Here is a 16394-nt window from a genome sequence, read left to right as displayed (position 1 = left end):
GCCATGATGCAGTCTGCGTCTGACTCGTTGAATCCCAGCAACCCCACCATGAGGTCCACGCGAATGTCTAGTCTTGCAGAGCAAATCGACGGTCTACCCAACATCTGCGGCCAAGAAGCCACCATCGAACAGGCCATCCAAGCCGGCAAGGACAAGTCGCTCGCCCAATCGCCGGGCGCGGTCGACTTCGCCAACACCCGCGCCGCCTGCGCCATCGCGTTGCATCAGCATCAGCCGCTGATCCCAGCCGGTGGTGATGACCTGCAGACCGCCGCCATCATCAGCAACCTCAAATACATGATGGACCACCAGGACATCGGCGATAACTACAACGCGCCGGCTTTCGCCTGGTGCTACAAGCGCATGGGCGAGTTCATCCCGCAGCTGATCCATGAGGGCAAGTCGCCACGGGTGATGCTCGAGTACTCGGGCACCCTGCTGTACGGCCTGCGGCAGATGGGCGAGGATCATGTGCTCGACGCCCTCAAGGGCGTGACCATGAACCCCGAGTACAACTGGGCCGTGGAATGGCTCGGCATGCCCTGGGGCCACGCAGTGGCGCCCTCGACGCCGGTGCAGGACTATCGGCTGCATGTGCAGGCCTTCCAGCACCATTTCGCCGGCATGTTCGGCTTGGAGGCACTGGAGCGGGTGCGCGGCTTCTCGCCATCGGAGATGGCGCTGCCGAATCATCCCGATGTCGCCTACGAGTTCGTCAAGACCCTCAACGACTGCGGCTATCAATGGGTGCTGGTGCAGGAGCACAGCGTCGAGCAGACCGAGAATGGCTGGCATCCACAGCGCCCGCATCTGCCGCACCGTCTGGTCTGCACCAACTCCCAGGGCGAGACGGCGAGCATCATCGCGCTGGTCAAGACGCAAGGGTCGGACACCAAGCTGGTCGCGCAGATGCAGCCCTGGTACGAGGCGCAGAGTCTGCAACGCTGGGAGCTCGCCGGCAAGCAGGTGCCGCCGCTGGTCACCCAGATCGCCGATGGCGAGAACGGCGGCGTGATGATGAACGAGTTCCCGGACAAGTTCTTCGAGGCGGTGCGCGGTGCCTCGGGCTCGGACACCCCGCTGATGAACGGCAGCGAGTACCTTGAGCACCTGTTCGCGCTGGGCATCAAGGAGAGCGACTTCACCGAGATCCGCCCGGTGCAACAGGGCAAGATCTGGGAGCAGATGCAACCTGGCGACGGCCCCGAGAAACTGGCGACAGTGATCGAGGAGCTGAAGCAATCCGACCATCAGTTCCACATGGATGGCGCGAGCTGGACCAACGATCTCTCCTGGGTCAAGGGCTACGACAATGTGCTCGGGCCGATGGAGGAGGCCAGCTCCGTCTTCCACGAGAAGGTGCTGAAGCCGAACACGCCGACCGATGATCCGAACTATCGCAACGCGCTGTTCCATCTGATGGCCTCGCAGACCAGTTGCTATCGCTACTGGGGGCAGGGCCAATGGACCGATTACGGCCGCGAGATTTGCCGGCGGGTGACCGAGATCGTCAAGCACGATTTCGGTTGATTAGCACATGCACTGGCAGTTCGTCCCCGGCATCCGGCTCCTGGTCCGGCTCGCGGCGAGCCAGTCATCGAAGTCGGCGAGGTCGCCGCGCTCCCGACGTTCGCGGAAGAACACTTCCGTCTTCAGCGCGGAGACCTTTTCGGCGATGGCGGTGACGAAGAATTATCACACTCCGCAGCCGGGGCTTTACCCGAGTAGCGCAAGCAACAGCGCCGCGATGATGCCGAGCCAGACTGCGCCAGCGACCGGCCAGCGTCGCAGACCGCGTTCCGCCTCCGTGTCAGTACCTGCGAAGACGGCTTGGAAGCCTCGGATGGCGGCGTTGGTGACTCGCAGGCGGGCGGCGTCGAGCGGCGGCCAAAGCGACTGCCCCCCAGCCACCGCAAGCCGCCTGAGGGGCCGCGCCAGCACGATCAGATCACCCGGCGGGATCAGTCCAATCACGGGGCGCAGCCAGTCCGGATTGCGCCAGGCGCCGAGCGCGACGAGTCCGGCAAAGACCACACCGAGCAAGACCGGCAGCCAGCCGCTGAGCCAGCTCGCCGGCGCTCCCAGCACGAACGGGAACAACAGCACGAGCGTGATCAGGAGTGCCCAGGCCAACCCCGGCCACGGATGACCCGGTTGCGGGTGCGGCTGTGTGCGCACGCACACCCAGATAAAGCGGGCCATCAGCAGACTGGTACCAACGCCTGCGATGACCGCCGCAGCCGGCACCCAGGGCCAGTCGGCACCATACAAGACCGGCTTCAGCGCATCTTTCGCCATCGCGCCGCTGGTCAGGGGCGCCCCGGCAAGGGCGAGCGCGAGCAGAATCAATCCGCCCAAAATCCATGGCTGCACGATGGCGGGTGCGGCCTGTTTGCGCAGACCCACGCCCAGGAACAGACCGCCCTTGACCAATCCGTGTTGCGCCGCGTACAGGCTGATGGCAGCGACACCGGTCGGCGCGAGCGCGGGCTCCACCAGCACCAGCCCCAGGCACAGCATCAGCAGCCCCATCTTGCTGATGCTGGAGTAGGCCAGGATCACCTTCGGGTCCGATTGTACCAGCCCGATGGGGAGCCCATAGAACAGCGTCAGCAGACCAGCCGCCGCGAGCAGTCCGCCCCAGCCCGGAAGCGCGATCGCCCCCACCGGCAAAAAGCGCAGCCAGCCCAGCACGGCAACCTTGATCATGGCCCCGCTGAGCAGTGCGCTTGCGGGGATGGGCGCCGCTGGATGCGCAAGCGGCAGCCACAGATGCAGCGGCACCAGGCCGGCCTTGACGCCAAGCCCGAGCAAGAGCAGTGCGATTGGCAGTGCGCTGAGCTGGGTCAGATCCTCGGGCGCGGGCTGGGTCGTGCCGGTCTGCTGGGCGATGATCACCAACGCCACGAAGAGGCTCATCTCGCCAAACAGGGCCATGATCAGGTAGATCTTGCCAGCGCGCAGCGCCGCCGGGCTGCCATCGTGGATCACCAGCCCATAGGCGGCGAGCCCCATGATCGCAAAGCCGGCGTAGAAGCTGAACAGGTCTTGACCGACGATGAGCCAGAGATTGCCGGCCATGGCGAGCAGGAAGATCGCGCGAAAACGCCCGGCATGCGCGGTACCGCGAAACGTAAAGGCGGTGTAGAGGCCGGCGGCGAGCCACAGGAGAGTGGTGAACAGCAGATAGATCCGGGCCGTGGCATCGAGTCCGAGCGCGGTTCCGAGGAACAGCCAGGGGAGATCGAGCTGGCTCCCGACCGGCACGGTCAGCGCCGCGAGCAGCGCCGGCAACGGCCCCAGGATCGGCAATGCCCAGCGCAGCCCGCCCGGCCCGTCCAGCGCGCCCGAGTGGTTGCCGGCTGGCGACGAACGCCAAGGGCTCTTGAGCGTTGCCGCCGGCCAGGCGAGCAGCAATGGCCAACCCCAAGCCAGTAGCAGCAGCCAGGGGGTCATTCGACGCCCTTCGGGCTGACAGGGCCCAGGTGATCGAGCCCCGCGAGCATCGCCAGCAAGAGCACGGCGATGATGCCGATCCAGAGTGCTCCGGCGACCGGCCAGTGGCGCAGTTGGCGTTCGGAATCGGTCTCGGGTGCCTCGAAGAGGCGGCTGAAGTGCGCTTGCAGGTAGTCACTGACGCGCTGGCTGACACGGAGCAGCGGTGCGAGCAGGCGCTGGCCGACGCGCGCGACGAGTGCGCGTGCCGGCCTCACCAGCACCAAGAGATCCCCGGCCGGCACGAGGCCGATCAGCGGCCGCAGCCAAGCCGGGTTGGCCCAGGCCGACACCGCGACCACCGCAGCCACGATGAGCCCAATCGAGACCGGGATGGCATTGGTGGTCCAACTCGATGCTGGCCCGAGCGCGAACGGGAAGAGCAGCACCAGCCCCACGATGACCCCCCAGGCCAACCCCGACCAACGCCATTGATGCACCGGCCGAGGTGCCGGCTGGGGCGTTGTCTGATGCCCTGGCTGCAGGCCAACCGCGATCCAGAAGAAGCGCGCCATGAGCAAGGTGGTGGCGACCCCCGCGACCACCATCGCCGCCGGTAGCCAGGGCCAGGGCGATGCGTTCAGCAGCGGTTTCATCAGGTACTTGCTCAGTGCGCCACTGGTGAAGGGCGCGCTCGCGAGCGCCAGCGCGAGAAGCGCGAGTCCGATCAGGATGCCAGCCGTGAGCCAGCCGCGCCGCGCGGCGTCCCGCCGCAGGCCGAGGCCGAGAAAGAGCCCGCCCTTGACCAGCGCATGATAGGCCGCGAACAGGGTCAAGGCCGCGATCCCAGCCGGCGCGAGCGACGGCTGCATCAGGATCAGACCGAGCAGCAGCACCGCAAGCCCCATCTTGCTGATACTCGAATAGCCCAGCAGCGCCTTGGCATCGGCCTGCACGAGCCCGATCGGCAGCGCCGAGAACAACGAGATCAATCCCAGCACGGCGATCACCGCGCCGAGTTGCGGCCAGGTTGCCGTGCCAAGCGGCAGGAAGCGAAGCCAGCCGAGCAGCGCGACCTTGATCATCGCGCTGCCCAGGACCGCGCTCGCCGGCGTCGGTGCCTCGGCATAAGCCGTCGGCAGCCAGAGGTGCAGCGGCACCAAACCGGCCTTGACGCCGAGGCCGATCAGGATCAGGGAGAGCGCAAGGGCGTCGATCGTCGCCAGGTCCGCCGCCGTCGGTGTCACGCTTCCGCTCTGCTGCGCGATCAGCACCAAGGCCGCGAACAGGCAGACCTCGCCGAGCAGGGTCATCACCAGATAGACGCGCCCGGCCTGAAGCGCCGCGGTGCGCGCGTCATGGATGATCAGCCCATAGCTGGCCAGCCCCATGAGCGCGAAGCCGGCATAGAAGCTGAACAGATCCTGCCCCAGGATGAGCCAGAGATTGCCGGCCATGGCCAGCAGATAGAGCGCATGGAAGCGCCGCGCGCGCTCAATGTCGCGAAGATGCTGGGCCGCGTAAATACCGGCCGCGAGCCAGAGGACAGCGGAGAACAACAGGAAGACGCGGCTGGTCTCATCCAGGCCAAGCTCGGTGCCCAAGAACAGCCAGGGCAGACTCAACCTGGAGTCGATGGGCACCAGCCAGGCGGCCATCAGCGCGGGCAGGGCAGCGATCACCACGAAACCGGCGCGCCAGGCCGGCAAGGGCTCGGGCGCGCGCGGTCGGTCCCAGCGCTGACCGGTGCCGCCGATGACGCTCGGCAGATAGGTCGAGGCCAGCAGTAGGGGCCAGATCCAAGCGAGCAGCAGCCAGTCGGTCATGACTCGGCCTCAGAGTCCATACTCGCGCCGGGCGATCAGGGTCGCCCATTCCAGCGGGCTGAAGGGCGCCGCCGCGAGCAGCCCGGCGATGAGGCAAAGCGCGGCGGTGATCACCGGCGGCCAGAGCAGGGCGCCCATGGTCTCGAAGCGGCTCTCGAAGACATGCTCCTCGGGCCAGGCATCGGGGGGCGGCCGGAACCAGGCCTTGTACAGGATCGGCATGAAGTAGCCGGCGTTGAGCAGCGTGCTCGCCGCCAGCACCAACAGCACCCAGTGCTCGCCGGCCTCGACCGCGCCCAGCCCCAGATACCACTTGCTGACGAAACCGGCGATGGGCGGAATGCCGATCATGCCCAGCGCGCCGACGGTGAAGGCGAGCGTGGTCCAGGGCATGCGCCGGCCGACGCCGTCCATCTCGCTGACCTTGTGCACGCCGAGGGTCTCGGCATAGTTGCCGGCGCAGAAGAACAGGGTGATCTTCATGATGCCCTGATGCACCAGATGCACCAGGCCGCCGATGGTGGCGACCGGGCCGAGGATCGAGGCGCCGAGGGCGATGTAGGACACCTGGCTGACGGTGGAATAGGCGAGGCGTTTCTTCAGTCCATCTTGGGTCAGCGCCATGATCGAGCCGTAGATGATGGTGATCGAGGCGGCAACACCGAGCAGGGTCAACAGCCCAAGGTGGGCGGCGAATTCCACGCCATAGACATCGTAGACCACGCGCACGATGCCAAAGGCGCCGGCCTTGACCACGGCGACCGCGTGCAACAGCGCGCTCACCGGTGCTGGCGCCACCATCGATTGCGGCAGCCAGCCATGCAGGGGCACGAGCGCGGCCTTGACCCCGAGCCCGATCAGCAGCAGCACGAAGATGGCGATCAGTTGCGGGTGCAACGCTTCCGGCAGGCCGGCGAGCACGCCACCTTGGATGAAATCCACCGGCCCGGTCAGCGAGCGCAGCCAGACCGCACCGACCAGCAACGCGAGCCCGCCGCCCATGGTGTAGGCCAGGTAGATCTTGGCCCCGCGCGTGGCATCGGGCGTGCCGCGATGGGCGACCAGCGGATAGGTGGCCAGCGTCAGGATTTCGTAGAAGATGACGAAGGTCAGCAGGTTGCCGGCCAGCGCGATGCCCACGGTGGCCGAGACGCAGAGGCTGAAGAAGCCAAAGAAGCGGCTGCGGTTCGGTGAGTGTTCGAGATAGCCGATGGCGTAGATCGTCGTCACCAGCCAGAGCACGGTGGAGAGGGTGACGAACAGCACCGAGAGCGCATCGGCGTGCAGCACCAGCGCCAGCCCTGGGGCGATGGTCAGGCGGGTCTCGAAGATGCCGCCGAGGAACACCCCCCAGATGAGCACGGCCACCAAGACCAGCTTGATGATGGCGCCGGTCATATTGAGCACGCCGCGCAGGATGTGGCTCTCTTCCTTGACCAGGAAGATCAGGGCGCCGGGGATCAGCGAACTGAGCAAAATGGCGCCCGGCAGCACGCTCGTCCAGGTCAGCGGCTGGCTCATGCCTGCACTCCTTCAAAGCCGAGCAGTGACCAAATCGGACCGGCGGCGAGCCCGAGCAGCACCACCGAGGCGAGCGCCAACAGCAGCGCCGGGATCTCGGCGCGGGCGTCGGTGACGAAACACTGCGGCGTCGGCTCCAAGCCGAAGGCGCGGCTCAGCACGCGGAAGATGTAGGCCGCCGCCAGCAGGGTGCCGGCGCCGATGATGATCAGCCACCACCACTGGCCGGTCTCGAAGGCGCCGCGCATCATCACCCACTTGGCGATGAAGCTGCCGCTCGGCGGCAGGCCGATCAGGGCCGAGCCGGCGAGGGCGATGCTGAAGGTGGTCGCGGGCATGCTTTGCGCGGCGCCGCCCAGCTCGTCGATGCGGTCGTGTCCGGCCTTCTGCTGCACCAGGCCAGCGGCGAGGAAGAACCCCGCCTTGGCGAAGCTGTGCGTCATCGCCATCAGCACGCAGGCGGCGATGAGATCATCCCGCGCCGCGCCTGCGGGCGTCGCCTGGAGCAGGGGGAAGAACAGGAACAGGTAGCCGATCTGGGCGACGGTGGAATAGGCGGCGAGCAGCTTCAGGCGCTCGGCGCGCAGCGCCCGCCAGGAGCCCCAGAGCACGGCCCCGGCGCCAAGGGTGCCGAGCACGAAGGCGGCCGCGGCATTGGTCAGCGCCGGTGGAAAGAGATCCAGCCAAAGCCGCAGGATCAGGTAGAAGGCGGTCTTGACCACCAGCGCCGAGAGGGCGGCGCTGACCGGGGCCGGGGCATTGGCATGCGCCGGTGGCAGCCAGAAGTGCATCGGGAACAGCGCCGCCTTCAGGGCCAGGCCGGCGACCATCAAGACCAGGGCGGTGGCGGCCAGGGGCGTGGGCTGGATGCGCGCGCCGAGCAGCCCGATATCGAGCGTGCCGTAGCCGGTGTAGAGCAGCGCGACCCCGAGCAGGTAGGTGATCGAGCCGAGCAGGCCGACCAGCAGATAGCGCAGGTTGGCGGCGAGCGCCTCGCGAGTGCCGGTGAGCGCGCCGAGCGCTGCCGCGCTGAGCCCGAGCAGCTCCAGCATCACATAGAGGTTGAACAGATCGGCGGCCAAAAAGACCCCGTTCAGCGAGGCCCAGAGCAAGAACCACAGCGGCCAGAAATGGGTGCACCGCTCACTGCCGGCGAAATAGCCGATGGCATAGACGCTGGTGCCGAGTCCCACCAGACTGCTCATCGCCAGCAGTGCGGCCGAGAGCCCGTCGGCCGCCAGCCCGATCCCGAGGGGCAGCCCCCAGCCGCCGAGCACGAGTCCGAGGTCGCCGTGCAACCAGGTCTGGGTGGTCACCCAGAGTCCGCTGCCGCTCGTCGCCAGGGCCGCGAGCGCGCCCAGGATCGGCATCTTGCGTGGCAGCGCGGTGACCAGCAGGGCGCCCAGCAGGGGTAGCGCGACCGGCAGGAACAGGCTCGTGCTGGTCATTGGCTCGGCCAGCGCAGGTGATGCGCGCTGCTCGGCGCGCGTTCGGGCGCACCGCGACTCCCCGCCTCGGCGTCGGATGCCTTGGCAGCGGCCGCCTCGAGGCGGCTGTTCAGCGCCAACGCCAGCGCGGTCGCGCTCACCGCGACGACGATGCCGGTCAACACCAGCGCATGTGGCACCGGATCGGGGGCAGCACCATCGCCATTGTGCGCGACGGCGATGAAGAGATGGAACACACCGCTGCCCATGATGTTGAAGCCGATCAGCTTGCGCAGCAAAGGCTCGTGTACCAGGAACGACCAGAGGCCGAGTGCGAAGAGCAGGATACCGGCGGAGCCGTAGAGAAATGCCGCATTCATGAGCGCGCGTGCCCGGAAGAGGGGTTCCCAGAAGACGGGGATTCCGAAGATGGACACGGCGACCTGATGCCCGGGGGACGACCGCCGACATAGGCCGCCGCGAGGGTCGCGCCAATGGCCAGGGTCGCTGCCGTCTCGATCAACAGGATCAGCCACTTGGCGACGGCCTTGGGGTAGGTCAGGAAGCCCTCGCCGAAGGCGGCCAAGAGCAGCCCCACCATCAGGAAGACAGCAACCCCGGCCACCACCAGCCAGCGTTGGGCCGCTTCGGCCGGTAAGCCAGCGCGCTCATGGCCGGCGAGTCGCAGGAGCACGCCCGCCGAGCCCAGCAATGCCCCGGCTTGAAAGGCCCCGCCGGGGGCATGGCCGCCGACCCAGAGCAGATAGCCGCTGGTGAGGATCGCCAGGGGCAGGATCCAGTTGGCCAGCACGGTGAGCGCAGGCCCCGCCGGTCGGAAGCCCGATGGGGCCGGACCGAGCGACCAGATGCCGAGCAGGGCGACCAACAGCACGGCGAGTTCGAGCAGGGTGTCATAGGCGCGATAGTTCAGCAGCACCGCCGTGACGGGGTGACTGACACCGCTCGCGGGCAACTGCTCGAGGGCCAGCGGCCCGAGCCTGGCAACGGGATCGCCGACCAGCGTCGCGTAGAAGATCCAGAGCAAGAGGGCGGCAAACAATGAGACCAGGATGCCGATGAGCAGGGCGAGATCGCGGTTCATTGCGCCTCCTCGCCAGCCGTGTTGTCAGGATTGCTGCTGGGATCACCGCCAGGATCACCGCTGGCATCACACCCACTCGGCTCGTGGCTGGGATCACCGCCGGAATCGCGACGCACCTTTCGACGCGCGGCCGAGAGCATCAGCGCACCACCAATACCGGCGCCGATGGCAGCCTCGGCGAGGGCCACATCGGGCGCCCCCAGGCGCGCCCAGACCAAGGACAGCCAGAGGCCGAAGGCGATGAAGAGCATCACCGCGCTGCGCGGCTCCGCGCTCAACACCGCCGCGATCGCGAGACCGATCAAGGTGGTCAGCAGGATGGTGTCGAACAGGAGCAGCAGCAGCGGCATGATCACCGGTCCTTGCCGTTGGCGCGCACGGCACACTGAGCGATGAGATGAGCCCCGGTCGCGCCCGCGAGCAGCACCAGCCACCAGAGCAGCAAGAGCTTGATGCCGTACAACAGCGTCGGTGCATGCGGCAGCAGCGCGAGCAGGATCAGACCAAGCCCCAGATTATCGGCCTTGGTCAATGCGTGCAGACGGGTGAAGATATCCGGCAGGCGCAGGACGCCGACCGTGCCGGCGATGAAGAAGAAGGCCCCCGCGAGACCGAGCAGGATCGAATAGAGGTTGAGGGCGACGTCGAGGGTGTTGGTATCCATGGCGGCTCGAGGCTAATCCTGGTCGATCCGCCGTCGCGTGAAGGCGGTGACCGAGACCGCCGCCAACAGCGCGAAGATGAGCCCCACATCGATCAACGCTGGCATCTCCAGCGCTGAAGCCAGCAGCACCAGCACGCCGATGCCGGAGGTGCCGAGCAGCTGCGCGGCCATCATGCGATCGGCCGGACTGGGGCCGATCACGATCCGCAGCAGCCCGGCCGTCATGGTGACGAGCAGCAGGAGCGCGAGGGCGAGGAAGACCGCCGGCATACTCATGAGTGCGCGGCGTGCGGCTGCTCGCGCTCGCCGAAGAGGGCCGCCACCAGGCGCTCGAGACGCTGCAGGCTCGGCGTGAGATCCTTGCTGCTATCGAGGGCGTGCACCTTGATCCGGTTATCCATGATATCCGCGCTGAGAGTTCCGGGAAGCAGGCTGATACTGTCCAGGAAGACGACGCGAGCGATGGGATCGACGAGTCGCGATTCATAGTATTGGAAACCGGGATCGATATGAAGACGCGGACGCATGACGCGGGCGGCGACGTCGATACCGCCACGCACCGACTCGATCGCGAAGAAGGGCGCGAAGCGCAGCAGCCCGAGCAGCCTGATGCCGCGTCGATGGGCGGGCAGGAAGCCGCGCGTCAGTGTGATGATGGCCCAGGTCGCGAACACGAGCGTCGGCAGCCCGATGATCCAGCTACTCGGCTCGAGCCCCGCGATCACCAGCCAGATGAGCGCGAGCGTGAGCAAAATCCGCAACGGGCGCAGGCGCTGGCGCCATCCGAGGTTCCCACTCATCTTGGTGTCTTCCCGCTGCTCGATGGTACCCTATCCACTGTGCTTTGCTACGATGAGAAACATGGGTCGGTTATTCAACACCATCGCCGCAGAGGGAACAGTAAGCATTTTTGTGCTGGTTTTCAATCGGGCCATGAACACAGCCCGCATCCTTTCACATCCTTCAGGTCTTAGGTACCGTGACATGAACAGCAAAAAGACTTCCAAGATGCCTGATTCGACGCCGCGATCGGCGTCCTCTGCTGCCGGCGAGCCGCCGTCAGCGTCAAAAAAAACGCGCAGTGTGGGGCGACTCCTGCTTGGCGGTGTCATCCTGATCGTGCTCCTCATCGTCGGGCTCGGGATGTACTGGTCGATACAGCCGAAACCCTTCGACGTGATTGCCAACGTCAAGGAACGCGCGGGTTCCGATGCCATTACCGGCGATGGCCGCGAGTCCCTCGCCACCGTCTCGGGCGATATCTATGTGTCGACCGCGATCAAGGTCGCCGAGACCCTGCTGAAAAAGCCCGGCGGTTTTATCAAGAATGACATGCTGCCCCCGGGCGTGTTGATCGACAACATGCCGAACTGGGAGTACGGCGTGCTGACCGAGTTGCGCGACTCGGTGCGTTCATTGCGCAATGAATTCAGCCGCTCGCAGAGCCAGTCGATCGAGAGTGATGCCCTCAAGCGAGCGGATTCGGACTTCGCATTCAGCTCCGATGCTTGGTTCCTGCCCTCCGCCGAGGAGATGTACAAGGATGGCGTCAAGCAGCTGGAGGACTATCTCAAGGCTCTGATGAACAAAGACAGTAACGCGGGTTTCTTCGAGCGTGCCGACAACCTGATGAGGCATCTACAGGTGGTCGAGAAACGGCTCGGCAGCTATGGTCAACAGTTGGCGGCGAGCGTCGGCGATCCCGCGCTGGCCTCAACCCTCGAGGGCAAGGATTCGGAGGCGATCGAGAAGACGGTCGAGGACGCTGCCGCCGCGGCCCCGGTCGTGCTCGAGCGCACACCCTGGACCAGGGTCGACGATGTCTTCTATCAGGCGCGCGGTTATAGTTGGGCCTTGCTGCACTCGATGCAGGCGATAGAGGTCGAGTTCCGCAAGGTGTTGAAGGACAAGAACGCGGAGATCTCGATGCAACAGATCATCCGCGAACTCGAGAAAGCCGTGGTGCGCAAATACAGCCCCATGGTGCTGAACGGTCATGGCTTTGGCGTGCTTGCCAACCACTCGCTCATCCTGGCGTCTTACATGGGGCGGGCCAACGCGGCGGTGATCGATCTGCGTCAGCTGTTGGAACGCGGTTGATCGATGGCGCACCCCACCTCAAATTGGAGGTAGGGTGCGCATGAGGGATCAGGGCCCTCAGTCCCCTGATCCCTGATTGAAGCGTCTACGCCCCTGCGAACCTTAGCTGCCGAAGGTATCGGCGACGATGTTGTTGTACCAACTGTAGGCGTACTGGACCTCGCGTTTGAGTGCGAAATCCGGCGCGTCGGAGGGTGTTAAGCCACCAGAACCTTCGACGCTAGCGATGGTCGACCCATCCTCGCTCAGACGATAGACCGCGGCCACCGAAATGCCATAGTCCTTGCCGATGATCGAATAGCAGGTATTGACATAGGCCGGGATGCCGGGCTCCTCGTCATTGAGCATGGCGATGATCGCTGTAGCGGCGACCTTGCCTTGACTATTCGCCGAGTAGCCAGACTTTGGCATCGCCGTCGCGATACAAGCATCGCCGATGACATGAATGCCCTTGTGCAAGGTCGACTCGAAGGTCTTCTTGTCCACTGGGCACCAACCGCTGTCGTCGGCAAGCCCCGCATCGAGCGCGATCTGCCCGGCCGCCTGCGGCGGGATCACATTGGCGACATCCGCCTTGACTTCGTCGAAGTTGGTATAGAGCGTCATTGTCTCGGGGTCGACCCGATTGACCCCGGCGTCGGGGCCAGGCTGCCATTCGATCAAGCTGTCCTCGGTACCAAACCCATAGAGGCGTTCCCAACCCTGTGTGAACAGTCCCTGCTTGGAGAATTTCTGCTTGTTGTCGAGGATGATGACCTTCGACTTCGGCTTCTCCGCTTGCAGGTACATCGCGATCTGGCTCGCGCGTTCGTAAGGGCCGGGGGGACAGCGGAATGGGTTCTGTGGTGCGGCAATCACGACCACGCCCCCATCGTCCATGGCCTCGAGCTGGCCGCGCAAGATCTTGGTCTGCTCGCCGGCCTTCCAGGCATGCGGCATCTTCTCGGCGACCTCCTCGCTATAGCCCTCGATCTTGTCATAGAGCATCGAGACGCCGGGTGCGACCACGGCGCGATCATAGGCCAGCTCCTGCCCGCCCTCGGTCTTGACCACCTTCTTCTCGGGGTCGATGGCTGTGGCCTTCTCGAACACGAGGTTGATGCCCATCGACTTCAAGTCGTCGTAGCCGTGGCGGATCGACTCGATCTGACGGGCGCCGCTCAGCACCTCGTTGCTCATGTAGCAGGTGTAATATGCCTTGTTCGGCTCGACGATGGTCACATCGATGCGCTCGTCGGCCATCTTGATGTACTTGGCTGCGGTGGCGCCGCCGGTGCCGCCCCCGACGACGACCACCTTCTTGCCCTGGGCGCGGGCGATGTGCGGGAACCCGAATGCACTAACCGCCGCAACGGCTCCGGTGGTCTTGACGAAATCACGTCGATTCATGGTCATCTGCACTCACTCCTGTTTGTAGTCTTGCTGGCTGGCGTAGTAGGCGTAGACGGCATCGAGTGACTCCTCGCCGTGATCTTCAAGCATCTTATCGAGCTTGCGGCCCATCTTCTTTGGCAGCATCCGGCGGTCTTCGCGGAAGTCTGACATGGCGTACTTGAGGTACGGGGTCCACTGGCCGGCGAGGATGATGTAGTCCTCGACATCGGCGAGCGCCTTGCCGCCTTCTTCGTGGCAGTTGGAGCAGAATTTCTCGTGGTAGGCATCGCCATCGGCGACGAGCGATTCGTCGTAGGGTTGCTCGACCGGTTCGAACGGCTGCGTCTTGAGGTATACGCCCATGCGTTCGATCTCGTCCTCGCTGTAGCCGCGCGCAATACGGCCCATGATGGTCGAGTAGGTGTCGTCCTCCTGGAAGGCGAACATCATGTCGGAGAACACCAATGGGTCCATACCGGCAATACTCGGCGAGGCCGGACCAACGCTGTTGCCATGGGTGCCGTGGCAACCAGCGCAGGTATCGACCAGCATCTTGCCACTGGCGATCTCTTCGCTATGGGCACCGGACGACAGGCCGAGGGCAAGCGCCCCGCCTGCAAGAGCCAGTTTTAATGAGTGTTTGGCCATGCTTCCTCCTATGGGGATTGTGCGAGCGTAGGCGCGGAGTGGTTCTCCGTCCTGATATGCGGAAACAGGACTGTTGGTTGCCCTGTCTCGCGCATCGGGTCGAGGCGAGCGCTAGGGCTGCCTCATGAAGTCGATTGCCTCAGTATTGTCGGTAGCACGCGCGAGGTCGGCGGCGGTATGCCCCTGGGTGTCGGTGAGCGCTGGATTGGCCTGATGCTCGAGCAGCGGGCTAATCATCTCGTTGTGCTGACTGTTGACGGCCTCCATCAGCGCCGTCATGCCGTTGTTATCCTGCAGGTTTGGGTCGGCGCCCTGTTGCAGTAACGTCGTTGCAATCTCGCTGAAGCCGTGACTCACTGCCCACATCAGCGCCGTAGCGCCGACGTCATCGCGGGCATTGATATCCGCATTCAGCTCGAGCAGGGTCTTAACGACCTCTAAATGACCGTTATCGGCCGCGATGATCAGGGCCGTCGCGCCCTCGTCATCACGCCCGTCGACATCGGCGCCCTGGCGTGCGAGCAACGAGACGGTCTCTGGATGGCCCTTTGCAGCCGCCTGCATTAGCGCGGAGCGCCCATCCTTGTCCGCAGCCTTGGGGTCGGCGCCACGATAGAGGAGCTGCTCGACGATGTCGTTCAGACCGTAGCGGGCACTGATCATCAGCGCATCCCAGCCGGCGCGGGTACGGTCGTGCACATGGGCGCCGCGCTCGATGAGCAGCGCGCTGATGCCGGAATGGCCGTTCTCGGCCGCGAAGGTCAGGGCGGTGCAGCCAGCGACAGTTCGCGCATTGACGTCCGCGCCACGCGAGAGGAGGAGGGCAACGGTCTCCAGATTGCCACCCTCGACCGCCATCATCAGCGCGGTCTTGCCGAAGGTGCTGCTGGCGTTCAGGTCGGCGCCCTGATCGAGCAGATCGGAGATCGCCTCGGTATCGCCGATCATCGCCGCTAGCCGCAGCTCGCGATCAAGTTCGTCGGTATCTGCGAAGGTGGGCGCCGCGACCTGCAAGGCGGCAATGATGACAAATGCGTAAGCGAGCCTGGTCAACATGGTGGGGTCCCCTTGCTGGATCGCGGCGGCGGGCGCCAGCCCCGACATCTTCAGTCATCACGTGGTTTGAGCGGTTGGTAATGGACGATGCCCTTGTGGCACTCGATGCAGGTTTGGCCGCGTTCCTCGGCGCTGGCATGACGCCGGCGCGCCGTGCGGCCCTGCTCGGAGAGGTCCATACTGTTGAACTTGTGGCAAGCGCGACACTCGCGTGAGTCGGTGCGCTCCATCTTCGCCCACACCCGCGAGGCCATGTCCCAGCGGTGAGCCTCAAACTTCTCCTCGGTGTCGATGGTGCCGAGGATCTCGTGGTAGACATCCTTGGCGGCGATGATTTTGGTGACGAGCTTGGGGATAAACGGTTTTGGCACATGGCAATCCGAGCAGGTTGCCTGGACCCCGGACTGATTGCGAAAGTGCAGGCTCTCCTGGTACTCCTCGTAGACCGTCTGCATCGTGTGGCAGGAGACGCAGAACTCCATCTCGTTGGTGTAGGCGAGTCCAGTATTGAAGAGTGCCGTGAAGCCGATGCCGGCAAGAAAGAGGACGCTGACGAGCAGGATTCCAATGCGCCGTCCGCGCTGTTTGGGCTTCGCCTCGTCTTGCCGTTTTGGGGTAGGCATGTGAACCCTCGCGAGCTAGTGGTAATCGAACAGCCTGTGGACGCGAGCGGTTGACGCAGTGACCGCCTCGGTCTCGGCCTGGGGAGCTGGTCTTGCGCGGAAGCAGCCCCGTTATCATTTGTCGTCCAGTCGCGGATACTACGGTATCGCCGTGATCATTGCCAAGTCGCCGAGTAGGATCTTACGCGTGAGGTTGCGACCGTCGGTCTGATGCTTCCATGGTCGCGCTTTCGTTGTTGCTGCCGTGCTCAGCGGTTGTTCGCTTGGCCCGAGTCCCAGAGCCGCAGCGCATTGCGCAGCCCGGCTCGCTCGAACCGCAGGCGCGAGATGCCCTGCTGGCGAATGGTCTCAAGCATGCGGTCGATCTGCTGCTCGGCCTCGAGCCAGTCCTCGATGGCGCTTCCTGCGGTGAAGCCACGGTGCTCGGCCAGGTAGTAGGCGGCCACGGCGATCATCTCGCCGCGCTCCTCGGTATTCGCCACCATGGGCGTATGCTTGCGTCTGTCTTTGGTCATGAGGGATCAAGCGGGTAGCCAGGAGTGTGCCAGCTGATGGACCTATTCCGAGCCATTGTGGATGATGTGCATCAAGCCGGCGCGGTACTATGTTGCGCTGATC

Annotated in this window: 17 protein-coding genes; 2 read left to right on the top strand and 15 right to left on the bottom strand. The window is 65.0% G+C overall.

The window, feature by feature from the left end; genetic code table 11:
* Positions 1-63: 63 nt before the first annotated feature.
* Entirely contained in the window at positions 64-1530 is a 1467-nt protein-coding gene (locus tag CCR82_RS01110) for a polysaccharide deacetylase family protein (protein ID WP_201243349.1), read from the top strand.
* Positions 1531-1716: 186 nt separating this feature from the next.
* Here CCR82_RS01110 and CCR82_RS01105 read toward each other — a convergent pair whose 3' ends face one another.
* The 10 genes from CCR82_RS01105 to CCR82_RS01060 are packed head-to-tail and all read right to left on the bottom strand — an operon-like array spanning position 1717 to position 10775.
* A complete protein-coding gene (locus CCR82_RS01105) occupies positions 1717-3456 on the bottom strand; it encodes a proton-conducting transporter transmembrane domain-containing protein (RefSeq protein WP_201243348.1) in 1740 nt (579 codons plus the stop codon).
* Positions 3453-5261: a complex I subunit 5 family protein gene (locus tag CCR82_RS01100; protein WP_201243347.1), complete on the bottom strand. Its 1809-nt coding sequence runs from the start codon at positions 5259-5261 to the stop codon at positions 3453-3455. Before CCR82_RS01100 ends, CCR82_RS01105 begins: the two co-directional genes overlap by 4 nt.
* Before the next feature lie 9 nt (positions 5262-5270).
* A complete protein-coding gene (locus tag CCR82_RS01095; RefSeq protein WP_242513154.1) occupies positions 5271-6782 on the bottom strand; it encodes a proton-conducting transporter transmembrane domain-containing protein in 1512 nt (503 codons plus the stop codon).
* Positions 6779-8230 (bottom strand): complex I subunit 5 family protein, encoded by a 1452-nt coding sequence (locus CCR82_RS01090; protein WP_201243346.1) that lies wholly within the window; start codon positions 8228-8230, stop codon positions 6779-6781. Before CCR82_RS01090 ends, CCR82_RS01095 begins: the two co-directional genes overlap by 4 nt.
* Positions 8227-8589 carry a cation:proton antiporter subunit C gene (locus CCR82_RS01085; RefSeq protein WP_201243345.1) on the bottom strand — a complete coding sequence of 121 codons (363 nt, stop codon included), beginning with the start codon at positions 8587-8589 and terminating at the stop codon, positions 8227-8229. The genes CCR82_RS01090 and CCR82_RS01085 overlap by 4 nt, the downstream gene beginning before the upstream one ends.
* Positions 8586-9311, bottom strand: a complete 726-nt coding sequence (locus CCR82_RS01080; protein WP_201243344.1) for an MnhB domain-containing protein — start codon at positions 9309-9311, stop codon at positions 8586-8588. Before CCR82_RS01080 ends, CCR82_RS01085 begins: the two co-directional genes overlap by 4 nt.
* Positions 9308-9661 carry a Na(+)/H(+) antiporter subunit B gene (locus CCR82_RS01075; RefSeq protein ID WP_201243343.1) on the bottom strand — a complete coding sequence of 118 codons (354 nt, stop codon included), beginning with the start codon at positions 9659-9661 and terminating at the stop codon, positions 9308-9310. Before CCR82_RS01075 ends, CCR82_RS01080 begins: the two co-directional genes overlap by 4 nt.
* Before the next feature lie 2 nt (positions 9662-9663).
* Positions 9664-9975 (bottom strand): monovalent cation/H(+) antiporter subunit G, encoded by a 312-nt coding sequence (locus CCR82_RS01070; protein ID WP_201243342.1) that lies wholly within the window; start codon positions 9973-9975, stop codon positions 9664-9666.
* Between the two features lie 12 nt (positions 9976-9987).
* Positions 9988-10251 carry an MrpF/PhaF family protein gene (locus CCR82_RS01065; protein WP_338073068.1) on the bottom strand — a complete coding sequence of 88 codons (264 nt, stop codon included), beginning with the start codon at positions 10249-10251 and terminating at the stop codon, positions 9988-9990.
* The gene (locus CCR82_RS01060; protein ID WP_201243341.1) at positions 10248-10775 is read right to left on the bottom strand and encodes a Na+/H+ antiporter subunit E; all 528 of its coding nucleotides are present in this window, start codon (positions 10773-10775) and stop codon (positions 10248-10250) included. The genes CCR82_RS01065 and CCR82_RS01060 overlap by 4 nt, the downstream gene beginning before the upstream one ends.
* Here CCR82_RS01060 and CCR82_RS01055 point away from each other — a divergent pair.
* Positions 10720-12075 carry a DUF2333 family protein gene (locus CCR82_RS01055; protein ID WP_338073067.1) on the top strand — a complete coding sequence of 452 codons (1356 nt, stop codon included), beginning with the start codon at positions 10720-10722 and terminating at the stop codon, positions 12073-12075. The two genes, CCR82_RS01060 and CCR82_RS01055, sit on opposite strands and share 56 nt — an antisense overlap.
* A 102-nt stretch (positions 12076-12177) precedes the next feature.
* On the opposite strand, the gene CCR82_RS01050 is transcribed toward CCR82_RS01055, so the two are convergent.
* The 5 genes from CCR82_RS01050 to CCR82_RS01030 all read right to left on the bottom strand — a co-directional run bounded on the left by CCR82_RS01050 (position 12178) and on the right by CCR82_RS01030 (position 16291).
* A complete protein-coding gene (locus CCR82_RS01050) occupies positions 12178-13470 on the bottom strand; it encodes an FCSD flavin-binding domain-containing protein (protein ID WP_201243339.1) in 1293 nt (430 codons plus the stop codon).
* A 6-nt stretch (positions 13471-13476) separates the two neighbouring features.
* Positions 13477-14097: a c-type cytochrome gene (locus CCR82_RS01045; protein WP_201243338.1), complete on the bottom strand. Its 621-nt coding sequence runs from the start codon at positions 14095-14097 to the stop codon at positions 13477-13479.
* Positions 14098-14208: 111 nt separating this feature from the next.
* On the bottom strand, positions 14209-15153 hold the full coding sequence (locus CCR82_RS01040; protein WP_201243337.1) for an ankyrin repeat domain-containing protein: 945 nt from the start codon (positions 15151-15153) through the stop codon (positions 14209-14211).
* A 50-nt stretch (positions 15154-15203) separates the two neighbouring features.
* Complete coding sequence (locus CCR82_RS01035; RefSeq protein ID WP_201243336.1) at positions 15204-15776, bottom strand: NapC/NirT family cytochrome c; 573 nt, start codon at positions 15774-15776, stop codon at positions 15204-15206.
* Positions 15777-16024: 248 nt separating this feature from the next.
* Entirely contained in the window at positions 16025-16291 is a 267-nt protein-coding gene (locus CCR82_RS01030; RefSeq protein ID WP_242513153.1) for a DUF2934 domain-containing protein, read from the bottom strand.
* Between the last annotated feature and the right edge of the window lie 103 nt (positions 16292-16394).

It is taken from the genome of Halochromatium salexigens (assembly GCF_016653295.1).
Classification (GTDB): Bacteria; Pseudomonadota; Gammaproteobacteria; order Chromatiales; family Chromatiaceae; genus Lamprobacter; species Lamprobacter salexigens.
Note: the sequence above shows the minus strand (reverse complement) of the source record. Positions and strands in the feature narration are given on the sequence as shown.